Annotated in this window: 17 protein-coding genes; 15 read left to right on the top strand and 2 right to left on the bottom strand. The window is 63.1% G+C overall.

Translation table 11 applies throughout. The annotated features are described in order from the left end of the window. Positions 1-100: 100 nt before the first annotated feature. The 5 genes from H8S23_RS02220 to H8S23_RS02200 all read left to right on the top strand — a co-directional run bounded on the left by H8S23_RS02220 (position 101) and on the right by H8S23_RS02200 (position 5,726). On the top strand, positions 101-1,849 hold the full coding sequence (locus H8S23_RS02220) for a M23 family metallopeptidase (protein WP_186886675.1): 1,749 nt from the start codon (positions 101-103) through the stop codon (positions 1,847-1,849). A gap of 448 nt (positions 1,850-2,297) precedes the next feature. Continuing rightward, positions 2,298-3,581, top strand: a complete 1,284-nt coding sequence (locus H8S23_RS02215) for a UDP-N-acetylglucosamine 1-carboxyvinyltransferase (RefSeq protein ID WP_186886674.1) — start codon at positions 2,298-2,300, stop codon at positions 3,579-3,581. 120 nt (positions 3,582-3,701) lie between these two features. Continuing rightward, positions 3,702-4,490: an MBL fold metallo-hydrolase gene (locus H8S23_RS02210; RefSeq protein WP_186886673.1), complete on the top strand. Its 789-nt coding sequence runs from the start codon at positions 3,702-3,704 to the stop codon at positions 4,488-4,490. Positions 4,491-4,521: 31 nt separating this feature from the next. Further along, entirely contained in the window at positions 4,522-5,007 is a 486-nt protein-coding gene (rlmH, locus tag H8S23_RS02205) for a 23S rRNA (pseudouridine(1915)-N(3))-methyltransferase RlmH (RefSeq protein ID WP_186886672.1), read from the top strand. A gap of 20 nt (positions 5,008-5,027) precedes the next feature. Continuing rightward, on the top strand, positions 5,028-5,726 hold the full coding sequence (locus H8S23_RS02200; protein WP_186886671.1) for a hypothetical protein: 699 nt from the start codon (positions 5,028-5,030) through the stop codon (positions 5,724-5,726). Between the two features lie 647 nt (positions 5,727-6,373). Here the strand turns inward: H8S23_RS02200 and H8S23_RS02195 are convergent. Beyond that, on the bottom strand, positions 6,374-7,903 hold the full coding sequence (locus H8S23_RS02195) for a YifB family Mg chelatase-like AAA ATPase (RefSeq protein WP_186886670.1): 1,530 nt from the start codon (positions 7,901-7,903) through the stop codon (positions 6,374-6,376). A 303-nt stretch (positions 7,904-8,206) separates the two neighbouring features. Here H8S23_RS02195 and H8S23_RS02190 point away from each other — a divergent pair, with 303 nt between their 5' ends. The 9 genes from H8S23_RS02190 to H8S23_RS02150 all read left to right on the top strand — a co-directional run bounded on the left by H8S23_RS02190 (position 8,207) and on the right by H8S23_RS02150 (position 18,126). Beyond that, a complete protein-coding gene (locus tag H8S23_RS02190; RefSeq protein WP_186886669.1) occupies positions 8,207-9,919 on the top strand; it encodes a phospho-sugar mutase in 1,713 nt (570 codons plus the stop codon). Positions 9,920-10,073: 154 nt separating this feature from the next. Further along, positions 10,074-10,277: a 50S ribosomal protein L31 gene (rpmE, locus tag H8S23_RS02185; protein WP_186886668.1), complete on the top strand. Its 204-nt coding sequence runs from the start codon at positions 10,074-10,076 to the stop codon at positions 10,275-10,277. 379 nt (positions 10,278-10,656) lie between these two features. Further along, complete coding sequence (locus H8S23_RS02180) at positions 10,657-11,277, top strand: IMPACT family protein (protein WP_186886667.1); 621 nt, start codon at positions 10,657-10,659, stop codon at positions 11,275-11,277. Positions 11,278-11,646: 369 nt separating this feature from the next. Next, positions 11,647-12,651, top strand: a complete 1,005-nt coding sequence (locus H8S23_RS02175; protein WP_186886666.1) for a deoxyguanosinetriphosphate triphosphohydrolase — start codon at positions 11,647-11,649, stop codon at positions 12,649-12,651. A 65-nt stretch (positions 12,652-12,716) separates the two neighbouring features. After that, a complete protein-coding gene (dnaG, locus tag H8S23_RS02170; protein ID WP_186886665.1) occupies positions 12,717-14,471 on the top strand; it encodes a DNA primase in 1,755 nt (584 codons plus the stop codon). 61 nt (positions 14,472-14,532) lie between these two features. Next, the gene (gene rpoD, locus H8S23_RS02165) at positions 14,533-15,612 is read left to right on the top strand and encodes an RNA polymerase sigma factor RpoD (RefSeq protein ID WP_186886664.1); all 1,080 of its coding nucleotides are present in this window, start codon (positions 14,533-14,535) and stop codon (positions 15,610-15,612) included. A gap of 145 nt (positions 15,613-15,757) precedes the next feature. Further along, complete coding sequence (locus H8S23_RS02160) at positions 15,758-16,951, top strand: MFS transporter (RefSeq protein ID WP_186886663.1); 1,194 nt, start codon at positions 15,758-15,760, stop codon at positions 16,949-16,951. 99 nt (positions 16,952-17,050) lie between these two features. Beyond that, complete coding sequence (locus tag H8S23_RS02155; protein WP_186886662.1) at positions 17,051-17,443, top strand: putative ABC transporter permease; 393 nt, start codon at positions 17,051-17,053, stop codon at positions 17,441-17,443. Positions 17,444-17,688: 245 nt separating this feature from the next. Then, entirely contained in the window at positions 17,689-18,126 is a 438-nt protein-coding gene (locus tag H8S23_RS02150; RefSeq protein ID WP_186886661.1) for an RrF2 family transcriptional regulator, read from the top strand. 194 nt (positions 18,127-18,320) lie between these two features. On the opposite strand, the gene H8S23_RS02145 is transcribed toward H8S23_RS02150, so the two are convergent. Further along, positions 18,321-19,103: a hypothetical protein gene (locus tag H8S23_RS02145; protein ID WP_186886660.1), complete on the bottom strand. Its 783-nt coding sequence runs from the start codon at positions 19,101-19,103 to the stop codon at positions 18,321-18,323. A 516-nt stretch (positions 19,104-19,619) separates the two neighbouring features. Between H8S23_RS02145 and rpoB the strand changes: the two genes are divergently transcribed. After that, positions 19,620-23,348, top strand: coding sequence for a DNA-directed RNA polymerase subunit beta (rpoB, locus tag H8S23_RS02140; RefSeq protein WP_186886659.1), 3,729 nt, complete (start codon positions 19,620-19,622; stop codon positions 23,346-23,348). Positions 23,349-23,370: the final 22 nt, after the last annotated feature.

The raw sequence follows: 23,370 nt of genomic DNA, 5'->3' as shown, positions 1-23,370 counted from the left end.
TGGTCTGTCGGCGCGGAGAAAAACCGCCCCGACGGATGCAGAAGGCCCGCGCTGTCGTTACCGGCCCGCAGGCGGGCCGGTGCGAGGGGAGGCGCAAAAAATGGCACAGGCAACAGCGGTGAGGCCGGGGACGCCCCCGCCGTTTAAAAGCCGCGCGTCGGTGCGCCTTTGGCGGCTCAAAGCGCTGCTGGGCCAGCTGTTCTACAAGGTCGGCACGGCGGCCGAGCTGGAGGGCGTCCGCTTCTGGCGCGCCCTGCAGGGCGCGGGCCGGCTGCTGGCGCGGCTGCTCTGGCGGCCGCTGCGCGGCCTGCTGCACGCCGCGGGGCGCGGGCTGAAAAGCTTTTGGGCCGATCTCACCGCCCCCTTTCACCGGGCCCACAGCGGCGTGTCGCATATCCGCGAGCTGATCGCGGACGAACAGCGCAACGGGGCGGGACACGCGGCCCGGCTGGCCCTGCGGTATCTGGGCAGCGGTGTGCGCCGCTATGCCTATCTGGGAAAAAATCTGCTGTACTATCTGCTGCCGCTGGGGGCCGGGGCCGTTTTTGTTTTCACCGTGGTCAGCGTGCTGGGCGTGCCCTATGTGCTGGCGGTGGAAAACGGCGGCCAGGTGGTGGGCTATGTGCAGCAGGAGTCCGTCTATGAAGAGGCGGCCCGCATGGTGCAGGACCAGATCATCTACACGGGCGACGAGCAGCGCTGGACGCTGAACCCCACCTTTACGATCTCCGCCGCGCGGGCGGAGGAGATCAGCGACACCCAGACGCTGGCGGACGCGATCCTGCGCAGCTCGGGCGAAGAGATCACCGAGGCGGTGGGCCTGTATGTGGACGGCCAGTTTTACGGCGCCTCGGCCGATGGGGCGCGGCTGGAAAACGCCATCGCGGCCATCAAAGCGCCCTATGAGGCGGAAAACCCGGGCGCACAGATCGAGTTTGTGAAAAACGTCGAGCTGCGCCAGGGCATTTATCTGGCCGAGAGCGTGCGGGATTACAGCGAGCTGCAGGCCCTTTTTGACGAGCCGGTGCAGGGCCAGCGCACCTACACGATCCAGGCGGGGGACACCCCGCTCGTCATCGCGGGCGCCAACGACATCACGCTGGACGAGCTTTACGCCCTGAACCCGGTGCTGGAAAACGGCAGCAATATGCCGGTGGGACAGGAGCTGATCATCGGAGAGTCGGTGTCCTTTTTGCAGGTCAAGGTGGTCAAGACACAGGTCGAGCAGGAGGAGATCCCGTTTCAGACGGTCAAGACCGACGACGGCTCGCTGGACCGCGGCAAGACCAAGACCACCCAGGAGGGGGTCAAGGGCCTGCAGGAGGTCACCTACCAGTACACCTATATCGACGGCCGCATGGTGGAAAAGGCCCAGATCGGCGACGCGGTGGTGCTGCAGGAGCCGGTGGAGGAACACATCTCGGTGGGCACCTATATCTCCCAGGCGGGCTACAGCGCCGTCCCAAGCGGCAGCGGCGGGATGATCTTCCCGGTCGGGCCGGGCTTTAAGTATATGAGCCGGGGCTTCACCGGCGCTTATGGGCATAACGGCCTGGACCTCTGCGCGGCCTATGGCACCCCCATTTATGCGGCGCAGAGCGGCGTGGTCACCTACGCCAGCGCCACCGCGGGCGGCTACGGCATCCACGTCATCATCGACCACGGCGGCGGGGTGCGCACTCTTTACGGCCACTGCAGCGGCCTTGCGGTCAGCGCGGGCCAGTCGGTCAGCCAGGGTCAGGTGATCGCCTACGTGGGCAGCACGGGCAATTCCACCGGCAACCACTGCCACTTTGAAGTCATCCTCAACGGCGCGCGGGTCAACGGTGCCCCCTATGTGGGCATCTGAGGCAAAAGCGCCGGCAGCATGCCCCAAAAAAGAAAGCCGCGTGCGCGCCGCCGGGCCGGGGCCCGCAGCGCAGACACGGCCATAGTAAAAAGGGCGCGGGCCTGGACAGGGACCCGCGCCCTCTTTTGGTGTGGGAGAGGGAAAACACCGGGGCGGCGGGAAACGCTGCGGCAGCGTGCCGCCGGGACCCCTGCAGGCCCTGTTCTGTGGCGCGCCGCCGGGGCCGGAAGAATTTTCTTCCGGCTGTTTTTCTGAGCTTTGTTTGGGGAACCCTGTTAAAGTGCGAAAAAGGCGTCCGGCACGGCGGATCGGCAACAAATATCCATGCGGGTTTTCTCATGAAATTGTTACTTTTCATCCCCGCGCAAAGGTGCTATAATAATACAGGCTTTACAGGGCTTTTAGATTTAGAGAGATTACCTGCCTGAAAAAAGGGGAGTTTAGAATATTGGAGAAGTTTGTGGTACGCGGCGGCGCGCCTCTGGTGGGCGAGGTCACCGTGAGCGGCGCCAAGAATGCGGCCGTTGCCATCCTGCCCGCCACTATCCTGGCGGGGGGCAAGTGTGTGATCGAGAACCTGCCCAACATCAGCGACGTGGCCACCTCGGTGGAGATCCTGCACGCCATGGGGGCGTCGATCCGCATGATCGACAGCGCCACGCTGGAGGTGGATACCTCCCGCATCGTGGTCACCGATGTGCCCGCGGAGATGAGCCGGCAGATGCGCGCGTCCTATTATTTTCTGGGGGCGCTGCTGGGCCGGTTCGGACGCGGCTGCGTCTCGATGCCCGGCGGCTGTGACCTGGGCACCCGCCCCATCGACCAGCACCTGAAAGCGTTCGGTTCGCTGGGGGCAAGCTATAATGTGGAATACGGCATGATCCGGGTCAGCTCCAGCAAGCTGGCGGCCGAGCACATCTTTTTTGACACCGTTTCGGTGGGGGCCACCATCAACGCCATGCTGGCGGCCGTGATGGCGGAGGGGATCACGGTCCTGGAAAACGTCGCCAAAGAGCCGCATATCGTGGACGTGGCAAACTTTTTGAACACCATGGGCGCCGACGTGCGCGGCGCGGGCACCGACGTGATCAAGATCCGCGGCGTGCGCGAGATGCACGGATGCACCTATTCCATCATCCCCGACCAGATCGAGGCGGGCAGCTATATGGCCGCCGCCACCATCACGCGGGGCAATGTGCTGATCCGCAACGTCATCCCCAAACATCTGGAGCCCATCACCGCCAAGCTGGAAAAGGCGGGCGCGACCATTGAGGAGTTCGACGACGCCGTGCGGGTGTGCTGTGTGGGCGATATCGAGCCGCTGAACATCAAGACGATGCCGCACCCCGGCTTCCCGACCGATATGCAGCCGCTGATGGCGGTGCTGCTCAGCGTGGCCAAGGGGACCTCCATCATCACCGAGGGCATCTGGGAGAACCGCTTCCGCTATGTGGATGAATTGATCCGCATGGGCGCGAATATCCAGGTGGATGGACGGGTCGCGGTCATCGAGGGGGTGCCGGAGCTGCAGCCCGCGCCGGTGCGCGCCACCGACCTGCGGGCGGGCGCGGCCCTTGTCGTGGCGGCGCTGGCGGCAAACGGGGTCTCCGAGATCGAAGAGATCAGCCACATCGAGCGCGGCTATGAGGACCTGGTGGGCAAGCTGCGCGGCCTGGGGGCGGACATCAAGCGCATCGACATCCCGGGGGAACGGCTGCGCCAGGCGCTGTGAGCGGCTTTGCCCCCCGCACAATGTGATAAGGATGCAAAAGGGGCTGTCCCGCGGGGGACGGCCCTTATTTATAAAAACCGCCCCGCTGCGGAAAAATCATTTTTTAGGAGTTTACATATCATGGCGACCTTCCTCTCCCTCTATTCCGGCTCCTCCGGCAACTGCGCGCTGGTGGGCGAAAACGGCCGGTACCTGTGCGTGGACATGGGGAAAAACTGTAAGACCACCATCAACGCCCTCTACTCGGCGGGCCTTTCGGTGGCGGATCTGGACGGCATCCTCATCACCCACGAGCACTCGGACCACGTCAGCGGCCTGCGGGTGTTCCTCAAGCACTATCCCGTGCCGGTCTACGGCAGCGAGGCGACGCTGGCATATCTGGCGGATCACGGGATGGTGCCGCCCACGGCGCAGCTGCAGGTGCTGGAGGGCTGCGGCCGGGTGGGAGAGTTTGAGGTGCGCTCGTTTCACACCAGCCACGACTCGGTGGATTGCTGCGGCTTTCGCGTCACAGCGCCCTCCGGCCGCACGGCGGCCCTGGCCACCGACCTGGGCGTCATCACGGATGAGGTGATGCAGGGGCTTGCGGGGGCGGATCTGGTGGTGCTGGAGGCAAACTATGACGCGGTGCGGCTGCGCACGGGCCCTTATCCCTATTATCTCAAGGCCCGCATCGCCTCCCCGCGGGGCCACCTGTGCAACGCGGATACCGGCGAGACGCTGACAAAGCTGCTGCAGTGCGGCTGCGAGCGGTTTGCCCTGTGCCATCTCAGCCAGGAGAACAACACGCCGGAGCTGGCCCTGGGCGCGGTGACCAGCGCGTTTCTGGCCGCCGGCGCCCTGCCGGGCCGGGATGGGCTGCTGCGGGTGCTCTCCCGCAGTTCGGTCACCCCGGCGATCAACTTTTAATGCGGGCCTTTGGGCAAAGGAGGACGGCGGCATGCAGACGGTGACTGTGATCGGCGTGGGCAGGCTGGGCCAGCCCTTTTTGCAGCAGGGCTGTGCGGAGTACGCAAAACGGCTCTCCGCTTTCTGCGATCTGAAGCTGGTGGAGCTGCCGGAGGAGATGATCCGCGAAAAAGCCGCGGGCGATGCGGAGATCCGCCGCGCGCTGCAGAAAGAGGGGGAGCGCATCCTGGCGGCAGTGCCCAAAAGCGCTTCGCTGGTGGCCCTGTGCATTGAGGGAAAACAGCTCAGCAGTGAGGAGCTGGCGGACTTTTTTCAGCAGAAAGCCCTCTCCGGGCGCGCGGATGTGGCGTTTGTCATCGGCTCTTCCCACGGCCTGTCCGACGAGGTCAAGGCGCGCGCCGCCCTGCGGCTGTCCATGAGCAGGATGACGTTCCCGCATCAGCTGGCGCGGCTGATGCTGCTGGAACAGATCTACCGGGCCGCGTCCATCAACGCGGGCACGCGGTATCACAAATAAGGCGGGAGGAGGCGGACGCCATGGCGGAGAGACGGCAGAGCAGAAGCCCGGTGGCAAACTATCTTCACAACCATTCCCTGTGTCTGGAGCTGCAGACCGCCCCCTGGGGGACAGGCCTGCAGCTGCCGGTGGACGGGGACGGGATGATCGTGGACCAGCGGCTGTTGGCGGGTTACAGGATGGGGGTCACGGACTCCGCGGCCTGCGGCTGCGGCTGGATCGCCTGTTATAACGCGCTGCGGCTGCTGGGCGGGCGGCAGCGCCCGGAGAGCGTGCTCAAAGAGCTGGAGCGCAGTTTGGTGCTGAGCGGCCGCATGGGCACCCGCACCGTGGCCCTGCCGGCGTTTTTTTTAAAGCGCGGCTGCCGCGTCGCGGTCAGCTTTACGCTGGCGGGGGCGGAAAAACAGGCCCCCGGGGCGGACGCGAACATCGTCTATTATCTGCGCGGCAAGCACCCCAGCGCCCATTTTGTGGCGTTCAGCGGCGGAGTGGGAAAGACCCCGCAGGGCGAGACGGTCTATCGGTTCTACAATTCCCTGACCGCGCGTCTGCTGCCCTGCCGGCGCCCGCAGGGCATAGAAAGCCCCTGGTACTGTGCGGGCGGACGCCGGGGAGACCGGCGCACGCTGGCGGCGCTGCTGGAGCCCGAGGCGCCGCTGCTGAAAGCGGTGTTCAGCATTTACCGCCCGAAGCAAAAGGCGAAAAGCGGCGGGGACTGACGCAGGCCCCCGTGGGACAGGGAGGGGCCCGCGGTCCGGGCGTACAGAGGGAGAGCGGATGGCGCAAAATTCTGCACAGACCGCCGGTGAGCGCCCGCAGGAATGCAGCTTTCCGCTGCGCTGTCGCCCCCTTGTGCCCTTGAGGAAAGAAGTTTCGGATTTCTGAAGAGATCCTGCCGGAGGATGGCCGCGCTGTGGGACTGCACGAAAAAAGAAAGGTCCTTATTTTTTATCGGGATGCAGGGCGGCCCTTTTTCTGAAAGGCCTGCGGGCCCCCTCGAAAAATTTTTCTGGAAAAAGCCGGTACGCAGCACTGTTTGTGCCCGTCCCGGGCCATCGCAGCCCGGGATGCGTGGCTTGCGGAGCGGGAACGGCGGTTTGTGAACTGCGCGCTCCGTCCTCTGCGGCCCGGTAAGGCGAAAAAACCACCGCCTGCTTTAAAAGCAGACGGTGGTTTTTTTGTTTTGGATGCGCTGCGGCTTTATGCCTCACTGCGCGGGACAGGGCGCGGCCGGACAACGCCCCGCGCTTTTGCCGCCGGTTGGTGGGGCGTTCTGTTTTGCGTTGCTTTCCGCCGCGCGGCCGCGGCGGCCTTTTTGTTTGGCTTGGGCTGTGCCGCCGCTCCCGCGCGCCACAGGGGCGGGCGGTCACCGGCTGTGCCAGTATTTCCGGTCCAGGTTGCGGTACTGGATCGCCTCGCTGACATGGGGCGCGTCGATCTGCTGTGCGCCGTCCAGATCGGCGATGGTGCGGCTGACCCGAAGCACCCGTCCGTAGGCGCGGGCGGACAGGCCCATGCGCTGGAAAGCCCGGGCCAGCAGCCGGTCGGCCGCGGGGGTGAGCGGGCAGTGGAGCCGCTGCAGAGCGGGGGTCAGCTGCGCGTTGCAGCTGATGCCGGCCCCCTCGTACCGCTCTTGCTGACGGCTGCGGGCGGCGGTCACCCGCGCCAAGATCTCGCTGCTGGTCTCGCCCTGCTCCTGTCCGGAAAGGGCGCCGTATTCCACCGGGGGGACCTCCACATGCAGGTCGATGCGGTCCAGCAGGGGGCCGGAGATGCGCTGCAGATAGCGGTCGATGGCGGAGGGCGTACAGGTGCACTGGCGGGTGGGGTGGCCGAAATAGCCGCAGGGGCAGGGGTTCATGGCCGCCACCAGCATAAAGCCGCAGGGAAAGGTGGCGCTGGCCGCCACCCGGCTGACGGTGACGCGGCCGTCCTCCATGGGCTGGCGCAGCAGTTCCAGGGCGTCGCGGCGGAATTCGGGCAGTTCGTCCAGAAACAGCACGCCGTTGTGGGCAAGGCTGATCTCACCGGGACGGGGCACGCTGCCGCCGCCGGCCAGCCCCATGGAGGAGACCGAATGATGCGGGCTGCGGAAAGGCCTGCGGGTCACAAGGCCGCTGCCCCTGGGCAGCTGGCCGGCCACCGAGTAGATCTCGGTCGTCTCGATGGCCTCCTCGCGGGTCATGGGCGGCAGAATAGAGGGCAGGCGCTGGGCCAGCATCGACTTGCCCGTGCCCGGCGGCCCGATGAGCAGCAGGTTATGGTGGCCCGCCGCGGCGATCTCCAGCGCGCGGCGCGCCTCCGGCTGTCCGCGTACGTCGGCAAAATCAGGCAGAGTGCCGCCGCAGGAAAGGGAAAACCCGGTGGGAGGCACCGGGAGCAGCGGCGCGCCGCCGCGCAGATGGTCCGCCAGTTCGCGCACGGTATGCAGGGCGTAGACCTGCAGCTCTTCCACCACCGCGGCCTCCGGCGCGTTGTCCGCGGGCACGAACAGCGCCCTGACGCCGTGGGCGCGGGCGGCCAGCGCCATGGGCAGCACCCCGTTGACGCTGCGCACCGTGCCGTCCAGCGCCAGCTCTCCCAGAAACGCGGCGTCCGGCGCGGGCGCCGGCAGCTGGCCCGACGCGGCCAGGATGGCCAGCAGCACCGGCAGGTCGTATACCGGCCCGGTCTTTTTGATGTCGGCAGGGGCAAGGTTCACCGTGATGCGGCTTACCGGGTAGGTGAAACCGTTGTTTTTCAGGGCGCTGCGCACCCGGTCCCGCGCCTCTTTGACCGCGTTGTCCGGCAGACCGACCAGTTCGAATGCGGGAAGCCCGCCGGACAGGTCCGCCTCTACCGTGACCGGAAACCCCTCCAGCGCCAGACCGCCCAGACTGGTGATTTTTGCGTACATGCGCAAAGCCCCCTCTCCGCGATCCCGCAGGATCGTCCTGTTTTCATGATACCTGCGCCCCGGCGGGATTGCAAGCGCTGTTTTGCCGCGCGCGGAGCGGCGGCGGGGACCGGGGCCCCTCTTTTTGAAAAAAATAGGCCTCTTCTGTTGTGCAAAATGAATTCTTAACACAACTGCAACTTTACTCTTTTTGAGGAAAGGATTATAATAGGGAACAAGTAAAAGAATGGTAAAGCCCCATCCGCGGTGCGGCGGCGCCTGTCGCGGCTGCCCGCAAAAAATTGAATCAGGCAGGTGCATGAAATGGTTATGGAAGAGTATGGCCGCTGGCTGAAGCACGCCACAGAGGACGAGGACCTGATCCCCGAGCTGCGCGCGATCGAGGGCAAACAGGACGAGATCGAGGACCGCTTTGCGGTCAGCCTGGAATTCGGCACGGCAGGCCTGCGCGGCGTCATCGGCGCGGGCACCAACCGCATGAACATCTACACCGTCCGTCAGGCCACCCACGGCCTGGCCGTCTACCTGAAAAAGCACAACAAGCATCCCAGGGTAGCCATCTCCTACGACAGCCGCAACAAGAGCCTGGAGTTTGCCCGGGCCGCGGCGGAGGTGCTGGCGGCAAACGGGGTCAAGGCCTATCTGTACAAGACCCTCATGCCCACCCCCATGCTGTCCTATGCGGTGCGCAAGCTGAAGTGCGACGCCGGCATCATGGTCACTGCCAGCCACAACCCGGCAAAGTACAACGGTTACAAGGCCTATGGGCCGGACGGCTGCCAGATGACCAGCGAAAGCGCCGACGCGGTCTACGCTGAGATCCAGAAGACCGATGTGTTCCGCGATGTGCGCCGCATCCCGTTCGATAAGGGCATGCAGGAGGGGATCATCGAATACATTTCCAGCGAGGTCATCGAGCGGTATTACGACCATGTCAAAGACCGCAGCGTGCGCCCCGGCGTCTGCCGCGGCTCCGGCCTGAAACTGGTGTACACCCCGCTCAACGGCACCGGCAACCTGCCCGTGCGCCGCATCCTGGCCGATATCGGCATCGAGGACGTCACTGTTGTGCCAGAGCAGGAGCTGCCGGACGGCAACTTTACCACCTGCCCTTACCCCAACCCGGAGATCAAGCAGGCCCTGCAGCTGGGGCTGGAACTGGCCAAAAAGACCGGCGCGGACCTGCTGCTGGCCACCGACCCCGACGCGGACCGGGTGGGCATCGCGGTGCGGGACGGCGGCGATTACCTGCTGCTCTCCGGCAACGAGGTGGGCGTGCTGCTGCTGGATTATATCTGCAAGGGCCGCACCGAGGCGGGCACGATGCCCCGGGACCCGGTCTATGTGCGCAGCATCGTGACCACCGCCCTGGCCGACGAGGTGGCCAAGACCTACGGCGTCACGCCGGTGCAGGTGCTCACCGGCTTCAAGTATATCGGCGAGACGATCCTGCGGCTGGAGCAGAAAGGCGAACAGAACCGCTTTATCTTCGGTTTCGAGGAGAGCTACGGCTATCTGGCAGGCAGCTATGTGCGGGACAAAGACGCGGTGGTCGCCAGCATGCTGATCTGCGAGATGGCGGCTTATTACACGGCGGGGGGCTCTTCGCTCAAGGCGGAGCTGGACCGCATTTACAAGACCTACGGCACCTATCTGCACAAGGTGGACTCTTTTGAGTTCGAGGGCCTGGCGGGCATGGACAAGATGAAGCAGCTGATGGCCGACCTGCGCGCAGGCGCCCCCACCCAGATCGCGGGGTACAGGGTCGTGCGGGTGGAGGATTATGCCCGCAGCACGTCCACCGACACCGCCACCGGCGAAGTGGCCCCCATCGACCTGCCCAAAGCGGATGTGCTGACCTATCATCTGGATTGCGGCGCCAGCGTCATCGTGCGCCCGTCCGGCACCGAGCCGAAGATCAAGACCTATTATTCGGCCAAGGGCGAGAGCCGCGAGGCGGCTGCGGCCCTGCAGCAGAAGCTGGCCGCGGCGGTCAACACCATGCTGGGTTTTTGAGCGCGAAAAAACAGTTGCTTTTTTGTGCGGGTTGTGGTAGACTACTATAGCAATCGTGTATTCCGGTGTCCAAGCCCCGGTGAGATCAGGTTGTGATGCTGCGTATGCCAAATCACATGCGCTAATAATCAGAACCAGAGTGAGGTGAACGAAGATGAAGGAAGGTATCCATCCCAAGTATGAGGACGCCGTCATCACCTGCGCCTGCGGCGAGGTGATCCATACCCGTTCCACAAAGAAAGAGCTCCGCGTGGACGTGTGCTCCAAATGCCATCCCTTTTACACCGGCAAGCAGAAGCTGGTAGATTCCGGCGGACGCGTCGACCGCTTTAAAAAGCGTTTCGGCATCGAGGACTAAGGCAAAAGTTAACAGAAAAAGAGACCTGAGAGGGCAGCGCTTTCTCAGGCCTTTTTGTGTTATAAAAAGGCCTGCCGCGCGCCTTTTTTACCTTTTGCGCCGGGAGGCCCCGAAAAAGCGCCTCCCCCGGCCCGCCGGCAGAGGGGACCAAAGGGGCGCGCCGGGCGCGCTGCGGGCGGCCGCGCCGGAAAAGATCGAAAGCGCGCGGAAACGGACTAGGATAGGGGTATGGAAAGCGTCCCAAAGCGGGGCGCGGAACAAGCGCGCCGCAGCCGGCTGCAGCGGGGAGCAGGGCGCGGGGAAAGCGCTTTGCCCGGCCCGGGAAAGCGCGTTGGCATTTGGGCAAAAGGGACGAAAAACAGCAGAGGAGGAGCAGAATTTGGAGAGCTATACCACCATCGAGGGGACGGCGGCCGCGACCATCGTGGAAAAAAAGAGCGAGTTTATCGCCTCCGCCTCCTTTGCCGACACCGAGGCGTCGGCGCTGCGCTTTTTAGAGGAGGTGCGCGCGGAGCACCGCACGGCCAACCACAATGTTTACGCCTATCTGCTGCGGGAGAACAGCCGCACCCGCTATTCCGACGACGGCGAACCGCAAAAAACGGCGGGCCTGCCCGTGCTGGAGGTGCTGCGGCACTCCGGCCTGACGGACCTGATCGTGGTGGTCACCCGCTATTTCGGCGGCACGCTGCTGGGCACCGGGGGGCTGGTGCGGGCGTATACCTCTGCGGCGCAGGCGGCGCTGGAACAGGCGCGCCGGGTGACGGTGCGCCCCTGCGTCGATCTTTCGGCGGTGCTGCCCTATGCGCTTTACGAGCAGGGGGCGCGGCTTGCCGCCGCCGCGGGCGCAAAGGTGCGGGACACCCGCTTTACCGACGAGGTGACGCTGGAGCTGACCCTGCTGGAGGGCGCCGAAACACCGCTGCTGGAACAGCTCTCCGAGCTCTGCCGCGGCAAGCTGCGCGCCCAGGTGGGCAAGCCCTATTATGCGCCGTTTTGAGGGCCGCCCGCGCGGGCCAAAGACAGTACAAGCGCAAAAACGCCGGGTCTTTTGAGGGCGGCCGGCGGATATTCTGTGAAAACCGCATCCCTGCCCGCGCCGTATGCTGCAAGGGGGAGACGGCCGCGCCTCCGCCAGAGAGCCGGGAAAAACGCTGTGCCGCAGCGGCGGTTTCCATGCCGGCAGGACCCGGCTTTTGCGGGGCTTTGACCACGCTGCCCCTTTTTTGCAGCGTGAAGAAAATTTTTCTGGAAATTTCTGTGAAAGAAAAGGGTTTTAGGCAAAAAAGTCGTATAGTATATATGGAAGTTATTTTTGCTCGCCCGTACGCGTTGGGTTTGGACGGGGCGCAGCGGAGGTGATCCTTAGGTGACGGTACGGGAACGCACGGAAGAGATCGAGCGGCAGACCCTCTCGGCTTATGCCTGCCTGTCTCAGGACAGCCGCGGCAGGGAACGGCCGGAAGAGCCCTGCCCGCTGCGGCCCTGCTTTCAGCGCGACAGGGACCGCATCATCCACTGCAAAAGCTTCCGGCGGCTCAAGCAAAAGACGCAGGTCTTTCTCGCGCCGGAGGGGGACCACTACCGCACCCGCCTGACCCATACGCTGGAGGTGGCGCAGATCGCCCGCACCATCGCCCGCAGCCTGCGGCTCAATGAGGATCTGACCGAGGCCATCGCGCTGGGGCACGATCTGGGCCATACGCCGTTCGGCCACGCGGGGGAGCGGGCGCTGAACGGCCTGTGCCCGCAGGGCTTCGCCCACTATCTGCAGAGCGTGCGGGTGGTGCAGATGCTGGAAAAATATCCCGAGGGGCTCAACCTCTCCAAAGAAGTGCTCAACGGCATTGCCTGCCACACGCGCGGGCCCGAGGCGTTCACGCTGGAGGGGCAGGTGGTCAAATATGCGGACCACATCGCCTATATCAACCACGACATCGAAGATGCCGTCACGGCCGGGGTGCTGCACCAGCAGGACCTGCCGCGCGAGGCGGTGCGGGTGCTGGGGGCGACCAAAAGCCGCCGCATCACCACCCTGATCTCCTCCCTGGTGGAAAACAGCGCCGACGGCGCGCTGCGCATGGCCCCGCAGGTCTACGAGCAGTACGAGGCGCTGCACAGCTTTATGTACGCCACGGTGTATGTGGACAAACGGGCCAAAAAAGAGGAAAAAAAGGTCGACAAGCTGATCGAAGAGCTTTACGGCTACTTCAAGGCGCATCCCAACCGCATGCCGGGCCAGTTCCAGCAGATCTTTGCGGAAGAGGGGGCCGACCGGGCCGTTACCGACTATATCTCCGGCATGAGCGACGAATTTGCCATCCGCACGTTTGAGGATCTGTTCGTGCCCAGGGGCTGGTCGCTGCAGTATTGAGAGAAACAGGATAAAAAACGCCTGCCGGGCCGACGGGGCCCGCGGGCGGGAGAGGAGGCGGGGACATGGCGATCTCACCGGATTATCTGCAGGAACTTTCCCAGCGCACCGATATCGCGGAACTGGTGGGCGGCTATGTCCAGCTTCGCCGCAGGGGGCGCACCTATACCGGGCTTTGCCCGTTCCACAGCGAAAAGACCCCCTCCTTTGTGGTTTACCCTGAGACGGCCAGCTTTTACTGTTTCGGCTGCGGGGCAGGGGGGGACGCCATCACCTTTGTCAAGCGGATCAACAACCTGGACTACATAGAGGCGGTGAAGTTTCTGGCTGCCCGGGCCGGGATGCCGCTGCCTGACGACCGGGACGACACGGGCAAAATAAAACGCCGTATCCTGGCAATGAATAAGGATACCGCCCGCTTTTACTTTGAACAGCTGAACACCGACGAGGGGCGTGCGGCGCGGGGGTATCTGCGCGGCCGCGCCCTGTCCGACGGCACCATCAGACGGTTCGGGCTGGGGTATTCGCCCGAGGGCTATCACGCCACCAGCGACCATCTGCGCAAAAAGGGCTATACCGAAGAGGAGATGCTCGCCGGCGGCATCATCAAGCGCGGCCAGCGCGGGGGCACCTATGATTTTTTTCACGGCCGGGTGATGTTTCCCATCATCGACCTGCGCGGCAACGTCATCGCCTTTGGCGGCCGCCGCATGGGGGACGAGGGCGGCCCCAAATACCTCAACAGCGGCGACACGCCGGTATTCAAAAAAAGCCGCAACATGTTCGCCCTCAATATCGCAAAGCGCTCTCAAAGCAAGCGCTATATTCTCTGCGAGGGATATATGGACGCCATCGCCCTGCATCAGGCGGGCTTCGATACCGCGGTGGCCCCGCTGGGCACCGCGTTCACGCCGGAACAGGCAAAGCTGCTGTCCACCTACGCCGACGAGCTGGTGCTGAGCTACGACAGCGACGAGGCCGGGCAAAAAGCCACCCGCCGGGCCATCGGCATCCTGGCCAACGAGCCGGTCAAGGTCTCTATCCTGACCGTGCAGGGGGCAAAGGACCCGGACGAGTTCATCAAAAAGTATGGGGCCGAGCGGTTTCAGATGCTGCTGGACGGCTGCAACAACGCCATCGAGTACGAGCTGGCCCGCGCCCGGGCAAACTATGATCTTGCAAAGCCGGACGGCCGGGTGGGCTATCTGCGGGACGCCATCGAGATCCTTTCGGGCAGGGTGACCCCCACCGAGCGGGACGTCTATGCGGGCCGCCTTGCCGAGGAGACCGATGTGGAGAAAAAGACGGTGCTCACCCAGTTGGAGGCGCGCCTGCGGGCCAAGAGCCGCAAAGCCGCCAAAGAGCGGGAGAAAGCGCTGCTGGGCGAGGGGGCGGCCGCCCAGATCAAGGTGCCCTATACCCAGGGAGGGCAAAAGGCGCTGGGGGTGGCCTTTGCCGAGCAGCAGCTGATGGCTGCGGCCATCAAGGACCCCGAATACCTCAAGACCATCGCCGCGCGGCTGTCGCCCGGGCAGTTCATCACCCCGGAAATGGCCGAGGTCTTTCAGCTCCTGCTGCAAAAACAGCAGCGGGGCGAATATGTCGATTTTACCCAGCTCTCCGGCGAGCTGCCGGAGGCGACGGTGTCCCTGCTCTCCCGCGTGCTGGCGCAGAACTACGACGTGGGCTTTACCGCGCGGGACGTGACGCTGTATATGGAGCGCATTGAAGAGAGCGTGCCCAAGTCCGCGGCGGCGGCGGGGATGAGCCCGCAGGAGCTGGAGGGATATCTGGAACGGCTCAAGCAGAAGCGCAAGTGAAACTGTTTTTACAAGACGACCCGGCGCGCCGGGGGAAGATAAATAAAGGGGAATGCACACTATGGCTGACAAAAAGACCGTGATCCGGGAACTGATCGAGACAGGCAAAAAGAACGGCAAGCTGACGACCAAGGAGATCAGCGACGCGATGGAGGAGATCGGCTTTGACGTCGATCAGGTGGACAAGCTGTACGAGACGCTGGACGCCCACAACATCGAGGTCGTGGACGAGCCTGACCCGGAGATCGAGGAGTTCAAGCTGACGGAGGAGAACACCGACGAGTTTGAGGGCGCCCTCGCCGCCGAGGGCGTGGCCATCGACGACCCGGTCAAGGTATACTTAAAAGAGATCGGCCGGGTGCCCCTGCTCACCCCCGAGGAGGAGATCGAACTGGCCGAGCGCATCCTGCAGGGCGACGAGCGGGCCAAGCAGCGGCTGGCGGAGGCCAACTTGCGTCTGGTGGTCTCGATCGCAAAGCGGTATGTGGGCCGCGGCATGCAGTTTCTTGATCTGATCCAGGAGGGCAATCTGGGCCTGATCAAGGCGGTGGAAAAGTTCGACCACACCAAGGGGTTCAAGTTTTCCACCTATGCCACCTGGTGGATCCGGCAGGCCATCACCCGCGCCATCGCCGACCAGGCCCGCACCATCCGCATCCCGGTGCATATGGTGGAGACCATCAACAAGGTGAAAAAGGTCTCCAGCCAGCTGCTGCACCGCAATGGGCATGAGCCCACGCCGGAGGAGATCAGCGCCGAGCTGGATATGCCGGTGGACAAGGTGCGCGAGATCATGCGGGTCGCGCAGGAGCCGGTCAGCCTGGAGACCCCCATCGGCGAGGAGGAGGACAGCCATCTGGGCGATTTCATCCCCGACGAGGACGCGCCGGTGCCGGCCGAGGCCGCCAGCCACACCCTGCTCAAAGAGCAGCTCTCCGGCGTGCTGAAGACCCTGACCCCGCGGGAGGAAAAGGTGCTGCGCCTGCGCTTTGGCCTGGAGGACGGCCGCCCCCGCACGCTGGAAGAGGTGGGCAAAGAGTTCAACGTCACCCGCGAGCGCATCCGTCAGATCGAGGCAAAGGCGCTGCGCAAGCTGCGCCACCCCAGCCGCTCGAAAAAGCTGCGGGATTTTCTGGACTGAGGTCCCAGGGGATGGGCCTCCAGCGCGGCATAAGACAGAAAGATACCGGCGGCAAAAGGGACCGGCCGCCCTCCGGCAGGAGGAGGGCGGCCGGTCCCTGCGCATCTCCGTGTGGGGCGGCCGGCAGGGAAGAGGAGTCAAAAAAATGAAAAAGCGTTCTATCGTGTGGATGATGACCTTGTATTCGCTGTTTTTTATGGTGTCGAATTTTGTCCACCCCATCACGCCCGCATTCTTGCAGAGCATCCGCTGCCCCGATTATATGTTCGGTCTGGCCTTTGCCGCCATGGCGCTGTGCAACTTTCTGGCCAGCCCGTTCTGGGGCAGGGTCGGCGATAAGGTGGGCTACGGCAAAAGCATGGCGCTGGGCATGTTCGGGTATTGCGTGGGGCAGGCCCTTTTTTCCATGGCAACGACGTCGTGGATGATCCTGGCAGCCCGCTGTGTGGGAGGCTTTTTTGCCTGCTCCACCATGGTCAACTCGATGGCCTACATCACGGCGTATACGGAGGATCAGGAAAAAAGGGGAAAGTATCTGTCCGTTTATGCGGCCCTGGGCTCCCTCACGACGGCAGCCGGCTTTTTGATCGGCGGGCTGATCGGCGACAGAGATATGCAGCTGGTCTTTGTGGTGCAGGTGATTTTGGCGGCGGCGGCGGGCCTTGTCACCCTTTTTACGCTGGGGGAAGCGGTCCCCCCTGCACACGGGGCAAAACTGCAGCTGCAGGAGATCAACCCCGTTTCCAGCCTGTGCGCCTCGGCAAAAAGGGCCACCGGCCCCATGGCGACCTTTTTGCTGATCGTTTTTCTCAGCAATACCGCCACGTTTGCCCATGACCAGTCCTTCAACTATTACCTGCGCATGCAGCTGGATTTCCCCACCTCTTACAACGGCGTGTTCAAAGCGGCGGTGGGGCTGGTCGGCCTGGCCGCCAATATGACCATCAATATGTGGATCGTGAAAAAGACTGATATCCGCAAGGCGATCTCGGCGGTGCTGGCGCTCTGTTCGCTGTCCCTCACGGCAATGGTGATGGCTGCGGGGGTGCCCATGTTCCTTGCGGCGGCGATGCTCTATTACACCTTCAGCGCAGTGTTTCTGCCCATTTTGCAGGTGCTGATGGTCAAAAACGACAACGGCAGCTCTAAGGGGGAGATGGCGGGCCTCTTCAACGCCGCCCGCTCGCTGGGGATGATGGTAGGCCCCCTGCTTTCCGGCTTTGCCTATGGGCTGCTCCCCGAGCTGCCCTTTATCGGCGCTGCCGCCGCCTTTGCTATCAGCGTTCTGCTGTGCATGGCAAACCGCCGGCAGTACGAGCGGCAAGGGGAACCGCGCTGACCTTTTTGTCGCTTGTCAGCCGGCCGCGGACAGAAGATCTTTGGCGCCCCGGGGACATATTTGGCGGTTCACCGGTCACACTAAACACCGGTGATGAAAGTGAAACAAAAGATCGGGATCTTTCTGTTCGGCGCGGTGGGGTACGGAAGCATCGAGATCATCTGCCGCGGATACACCCATTGGAGCATGGCCCTTGCCGGGGGCACCTGCCTGCTGCTGATGTTCGGCATCAGCAGGCGGCTGGGGCGGCACAGCGTCTTTTTGCAGGCGCTGACGGCGGCCGGGGCAGTGACCGCCATCGAACTGGCCGTGGGGCTGGTGGTGAACGTCTGGCTGGGCTGGGCGGTGTGGGATTATGCGGATCGCCCCCTCAACCTGCTGGGGCAGATCTGCCCGCTGTACAGCTTTTTCTGGTTTTTGCTGGCCCTGCCGGTCATGCTGTTTTTTCGCGAGGGCAGGCCGCGCGCCCGCCGGCGCAGGGCAGAGGGATGACAAGGACCGGAGCGCTGTAAGGACGGGTCGCCGTCCGGCGGGCGGAGGCCTATGGCCTGCGGCCTGCGGCTGAAAAACAACGGCTGCGCGGCAGACGCCGCTTTGGGCCGGGCAGACACGGGGCGCGGCGCTTTGCGGCGCTGCCACAGAGGAGGGGGCGTTTTTGCCCCCTCCTCTTGACTTTTGCCGGGCCGGTGTTATACTTAATATACACAAAATTAGTATACTTTAAGGGGGCGGCGCCGATGCATCTCACACAGGAGACGGATTATGCCATGCGCATCGTTTTTTGCCTGGCAAAAAATGACCGACGCATGGATGCGGCCAGCATCAGTGAGGCGATGTGCGTCACGCTGCGCTTTTCGCTCAAAATTCTGGGCAAGCTGGCAGGCGCCGGTCTGGTAAACAGCTATAAGGGCATTAAAGGCGGCTATGAGCTGGCGCGGCCCGCCAGCCAGATCACCCTCAAACAGGTGGTCGACGCAGTGGAGGGGAAAGCCTATGCCATCAGCCGCTGTCTTGACCCGGAGAACGGGTGCAACCGCGGTGTGTCGGGCTGCTGCAGCTTTCAAAAGGTGTGGCAGGAGGTGACCCGGGAGGTGAACGCTCGGCTCTCAGCGGTGACCTTTGCCGATATGGTGGCGGATGACGCCGAGAGGGAGGCCTCAGGGCAGCAGGTATAAAACCAATAAAAAACGGACGGGGCTCTCCCCGTCCGTTTTTATTGGCCAGTTTTTCGCCTTTGCCCGTCTGCGCGTTCCCCCGGCCCCGGGCCTTGAACAAGCTGCTTTTCTCAGAATGCATCCGCGTGGAGCGGGATGGCTTTGACGGGGGAGGCCGCGCGAAAAGGAAAAAAGCAGTCTGCGAACCTTGGCGTTCAGCCGTGGCCCTGCGTCCAGCGTTCCCATGCCTCGCGGACAGCAGTCTCAAACGCGGGGAGGTCCTCAAGAAAATCCAACGGCTCTCCCGCGTCTATGGTCTCCAGCGGTTCCCCGCCCGGCAGGAGCGCACACCGCAGCGCCTCGTATTCAGCCGCGGAAACCGTCTCGCTGCTCTGCGGGGTCCTGTAATAGACTGGAGATCTCCCCTCTGTTTCAGAGTAGTTCAGCTCCGCCAGAACAAGGCGGCCGTCTGAAAGGCTCAAAAAGCTTTCGATATGATAATGTGTGGGATCAGCCGCTCCAACAGGCAGTTCCCCCTGTGTATAGAGTACACGCTGCCCGCCCTCTTCCCAGAGGGAAAATTCCAGCTGCGAACCCAGCGGCGCTACGGCAAGATAAGCGCTGCCCAGTTCTTTCGGCGTCTCGCCGCTGACGTTATAAGCCAGCAGCCCGGTTTGCTTGCCGCCGCCGGTGCTGTAGGTGAGAAAGAGCTCAGGCGTGCCGTCGCCGTCCAGATCCGCAAAAAAAACAGTTCCCTCCGGCAGGGCCATCGCATCCGCGGCGCCCTCCACGGCAGGCCACTGCCGCTGGAAAAAAGAGGCGAAAACGGAGGGCAGCGCTTCCTGTGGCAGGGCGGAGGAGCTGTCGGCGCGGAAAGCCGCAGAGGAGGAAGAAGACGCAGGCACTTTTTCCGGGGAGGAAGAGGCGCCGGTCCCACAGGATGTCAGGGCGATGAGAACGGCGAAAAGAAAGACCGACAGCTTTGCTTTTGTTTTCATTTTTTATTCTCCTGTTGTAATAAATTTGCGGTGAAAGGCACGGCAGCAGGCGGTGCCTTTTATCGTCTCATCACCGGACCGGATAGAAAAAAGGCTGCGGGGAGGAATTGGCCTCAAAAACTTTAACCTATTATTTATTGAAAGGAGAACGCGGCTCTTTTTCTATTGTCATTCTATCACCGGCTCTGTGGAAAGCCAATAGCCGCAGGGCGAAGAAGAAACTTCTGCGCTTTCCGGCGTCGGGGGAGGGAAGATACAGCGGTTTGCCTTGACAAATTCTGCTTCAGGGCAAAATGGCGAAAAAATGATTCAAAATTCGTCAAATGAAATAATGGTTGACATCTTGACAGCGATGAACTATAATAAACAACTGTATCAAAATGGCTTCGTTTGCACTTATTGACGAAATTTTATATTATTTTTTGTGCAAAACGCACAATGTCAATTCGGGCCGACGGACCGCTGCATTTCCCTTTTTGGTGCTGGATTACAGATGAACAGGAGTGGTCGCAACTTATGGTGAAGGTCAAGCCGGTACAGCTTGGAAAAACCGAACGAATGACTTTTTCCCAGATCGACGAAGTCGTCGGGATGCCCAACCTCATCGAGGTGCAGAAAAATTCTTATCAGTGGTTTTTGGACAAAGGCCTGAAAGAGGTCTTTCGGGACATCTCCACGATCGAGGACTACACGGGCAATCTCGTGCTGGAGTTCATCGATTACCGTCTCGACGAAGAGCCCAAGTACACGGTCAAAGAGTGCAAGGAGCGGGACGTCACCTACGCGGCCCCCATGCGGGTGCGCGCCCGGCTGCTGAACAAGGAGACCGGCGAGGTGAAAGAGCAGGAGATCTTCATGGGCGATTTTCCGCTCATGACCGATTCCGGCACTTTCATCATCAACGGCGCCGAGCGGGTCATCGTCTCCCAGCTGGTGCGCTCTCCGGGCGTGTACTTTGGCTTCAGCTACGACAAGACCGGCAAGAAGCTGTACACCGCCACGCTGAACCCCAACCGCGGCGCCTGGCTGGAGTATGAGACCGACTCCAACGACATCTTCTATGTGCATATCGACAAAAACCGCAAGATCCCGGTGACCACTTTCCTGCGGGCGCTGGGCCTTGGCACCGACGCGCAGATCCGCGAGTTCTTCGGCGATGACGAGCGCATCGAGGCCACCCTGACCAAGGATGTGGCGAAAAACGAGGAAGAGGGCCTGCTGGAGACCTACCGCAAGCTGCGCCCCGGCGAGCCCCCGACGGTGGAGAGCGCCCAGAGCCATCTGAACAGCCTGTTCTTTGACGACCGCCGCTACGACCTGTCCCGGTTCGGCCGCTACAAGATCAACAAAAAGCTGGCCATCGGCCCGCGGGTGCGGGGCTTTGCCCCCATGCGCGACGTCATCGCGCCTCTCACCGGTGAGCTGCTGGCCGCCAAGGGCGAGGTGATCCGCGCCGATGTCGCCGAGGCCATTGAGCGCTCCGGCGTTTCGGTCGTCTATCTGGACATCGAGGGCCGCGAGGTCAAAGTGGTCTCCAACGGCATGGTCGCCGCGAATGATTTTCTCAGCTTTGACGCCGCCGAGTACGGCATCGACGAGAAGGTCAGCTTCGGCGAGCTGCAGAAGATCCTTGAGGTGGAGGACGTCGCGGAGCAGCAGGCCATGCTGGACAAAAACCGCGACCTGCTGATCCCGCGCCATGTCACGGTGGACGATATCCTGGCCTCCATCAATTACCTCAACGGCCTGGGCAGCGGCGTGGGCGACGTGGACGACATCGACCATTTGGGCAACCGCCGCATCCGCAGCGTGGGCGAGCTGCTGCAGAACGCGTTCCGCACCGGTTTTGCCCGCATGGAGCGGGTCATCCGCGAGCGCATGACCCTGCAGGCGCAGGACATGGAGGTCATCACCCCCCAGGCGCTGATCAATATCCGGCCGGTAGTGGCGGCCATCAAGGAGTTTTTCGGCTCTTCGCCGCTGTCCCAGTTCATGGACCAGACCAACCCGCTGGCGGAACTGACCCACAAGCGCCGCCTGTCTGCCCTGGGCCCCGGCGGTCTCTCCCGCGACCGCGCCGGTTTCGAGGTGCGCGACGTACACTACACCCACTATGGCCGCATGTGCCCCATCGAGACCCCTGAGGGCCCGAACATCGGCCTGATCTCCTATCTTGCCACCTTTGCCAAGATCAATGAGTACGGCTTTGTCGAGGCGCCTTACCGCCGCATCGACAAGGAAAATCACCGCGTCACCGACGAGGTGGTTTATATGACCGCCGACGTGGAGGACAATTACACGGTCGCACAGGCCAACGAGCCGCTGGACGAAAACGGCTGGTTCGTCAACGAGCGCGTCAACGCCCGCTGCCGCGACGAGATCCTGTCGGTGGAGCGCGAGCGCGCCGACTTTATGGACGTCTCGCCGAAGATGGTCGTCTCGGTGGCGACCTCGATGATCCCGTTCCTTGAGAACGACGACGCCAACCGCGCGCTGATGGGCTCCAACATGCAGCGGCAGGCGGTGCCCCTGCTGGTCACCGAACAGCCCATCGTGGCCACCGGCATGGAGTACAAAGCGGCCTGCGACTCCGGCGTTTGCGTGCTGGCGAAACACGACGGCGTGGTGGAGCACGTGGACGCGGACAAGGTCGTGCTGCGCACCGGCAAGAACACCACCGAAGAGTACGACGTCATCAAGTTCATGCGCTCCAACCAGGGCACCTGCGTCAACCAGCGGCCCATCGTCGAAAAGGGCGAGCAGGTCAAGGCCGGCCAGGTGCTGGCCGACGGCCCCGCCACCAAAAACGGCGAGGTCAGCCTGGGCAAAAACGCCCTGATCGGCTTTATGACCTGGGAGGGCTACAACTACGAGGACGCGGTCCTCATCAATGAAAAACTGGTCCGCGAGGACGTCTACACCTCCATCCACATCGAGGAGTATGAACTGGAAGCCCGCGAGACCAAGCTGGGACCCGAGGAGATCACCCGCGATATCCCCAACGTGGGCGACGACGCCCTGAAAGATCTGGACGAGCGCGGCATCATCCGCGTGGGCGCGGAGGTCAACGCCGGCGATATCCTGGTGGGCAAGGTGACCCCCAAGGGCGAGACCGAGCTGACCGCCGAGGAGCGGCTGCTGCGCGCCATCTTTGGTGAAAAGGCGCGCGAGGTGCGCGACACCTCGCTGCGGGTGCCCCACGGCGAGTACGGCATCATTGTGGACGTGAAGGTCTTTACGCCCGACAACTGCGACGAGCTGAACCCCGGCGTGCGTGAAGTCGTGCGCTGCTATATCGCCCAAAAGCGCAAGCTCAGCGTGGGCGACAAGATGGCCGGCCGCCACGGCAACAAGGGCGTCGTGTCCCGCATCCTGCCGCAGGAGGATATGCCTTTCCTGCCCGACGGCACCCCGCTGGACATCTGCCTGAACCCGCTGGGCGTTCCCTCCCGTATGAACATCGGCCAGGTGCTGGAGGTTCATCTGGGCATGGCCGCCAAGGCCCTGGGCTGGAAGGTCGCCACCCCCGTCTTTGACGGCGCGCACGAGCAGGATATCCGCGAGATGTTCAAGCAGGCGGGCCTGCGCGAGGACGGCAAGACCTATGTCTATGACGGCCGCACCGGCGAGCGGTTCGACAACCCCGTCACCGTGGGCTATATGTACTTCCTCAAGCTGCACCACCTGGTCGACGACAAGATCCACGCCCGCTCCACCGGCCCGTACAGCCTGGTCACCCAGCAGCCTCTGGGCGGCAAGGCGCAGTTCGGCGGCCAGCGCTTCGGCGAGATGGAGGTCTGGGCGCTGGAGGCCTACGGGGCGGCTTATACCCTGCAGGAGATCCTGACCGTCAAGTCCGACGACGTGGTGGGCCGTGTCAAGACCTACGAGGCCATCGTCAAGGGCGAAAACGTGCCGCGTCCGGGCATCCCCGAGTCGTTCCGCGTGCTCATCAAAGAGCTGCAGTCCCTGGGCCTGGATGTGCGCGTGCTGGATGAAGAGAAAAACGAGATCGATCTGAAACAGAACTTCGACGATGACGACGTCGGGTTCGATTCCTCCTCGCTGCCGCTGGGCGACGACGTGCTGGTCGAGAGCGAGCTGGATAATTACACCATTGGCGACGTCGAAGAGGGCGATGCTCCCGTTGCGGAGGAAGAGGAGGACTCGGAAGATCTGATCGAGACCGACGACCTCTTCTCGGATCTGGAGACTGAGCCGGAAGGCGACGAATCGAACGAATAACGAAGTGAGGCCGGCCTGCGGG

It is taken from the genome of Anaerofilum hominis, assembly GCF_014287275.1.
Taxonomy (GTDB): Bacteria; Bacillota; Clostridia; order Oscillospirales; family Ruminococcaceae; genus Pygmaiobacter; species Pygmaiobacter hominis.
The sequence above is the reverse complement of the archived record's forward strand: the minus strand, read 5'-3'. Positions and strand labels throughout refer to the sequence as shown.

What these genes read in the sequence shown, in the direction of transcription:
- H8S23_RS02220 (WP_186886675.1), top strand. Translation starts at nt 101, where the DNA reads ATGGCACAGGCAACAGCGGTGAGGCCGGGGACGCCCCCGCCGTTTAAA.
- H8S23_RS02210 (WP_186886673.1), top strand. Translation starts at nt 3,702, where the DNA reads ATGGCGACCTTCCTCTCCCTCTATTCCGGCTCCTCCGGCAACTGCGCG.
- rlmH (WP_186886672.1), top strand. Translation starts at nt 4,522, where the DNA reads ATGCAGACGGTGACTGTGATCGGCGTGGGCAGGCTGGGCCAGCCCTTT.
- H8S23_RS02200 (WP_186886671.1), top strand. Translation starts at nt 5,028, where the DNA reads ATGGCGGAGAGACGGCAGAGCAGAAGCCCGGTGGCAAACTATCTTCAC.
- H8S23_RS02195 (WP_186886670.1), bottom strand. Translation starts at nt 7,903, where the DNA reads ATGTACGCAAAAATCACCAGTCTGGGCGGTCTGGCGCTGGAGGGGTTT.
- H8S23_RS02190 (WP_186886669.1), top strand. Translation starts at nt 8,207, where the DNA reads ATGGTTATGGAAGAGTATGGCCGCTGGCTGAAGCACGCCACAGAGGAC.
- rpmE (WP_186886668.1), top strand. Translation starts at nt 10,074, where the DNA reads ATGAAGGAAGGTATCCATCCCAAGTATGAGGACGCCGTCATCACCTGC.
- dnaG (WP_186886665.1), top strand. Translation starts at nt 12,717, where the DNA reads ATGGCGATCTCACCGGATTATCTGCAGGAACTTTCCCAGCGCACCGAT.
- rpoD (WP_186886664.1), top strand. Translation starts at nt 14,533, where the DNA reads ATGGCTGACAAAAAGACCGTGATCCGGGAACTGATCGAGACAGGCAAA.
- H8S23_RS02160 (WP_186886663.1), top strand. Translation starts at nt 15,758, where the DNA reads ATGAAAAAGCGTTCTATCGTGTGGATGATGACCTTGTATTCGCTGTTT.
- H8S23_RS02150 (WP_186886661.1), top strand. Translation starts at nt 17,689, where the DNA reads ATGCATCTCACACAGGAGACGGATTATGCCATGCGCATCGTTTTTTGC.
- H8S23_RS02145 (WP_186886660.1), bottom strand. Translation starts at nt 19,103, where the DNA reads ATGAAAACAAAAGCAAAGCTGTCGGTCTTTCTTTTCGCCGTTCTCATC.
- rpoB (WP_186886659.1), top strand. Translation starts at nt 19,620, where the DNA reads ATGGTGAAGGTCAAGCCGGTACAGCTTGGAAAAACCGAACGAATGACT.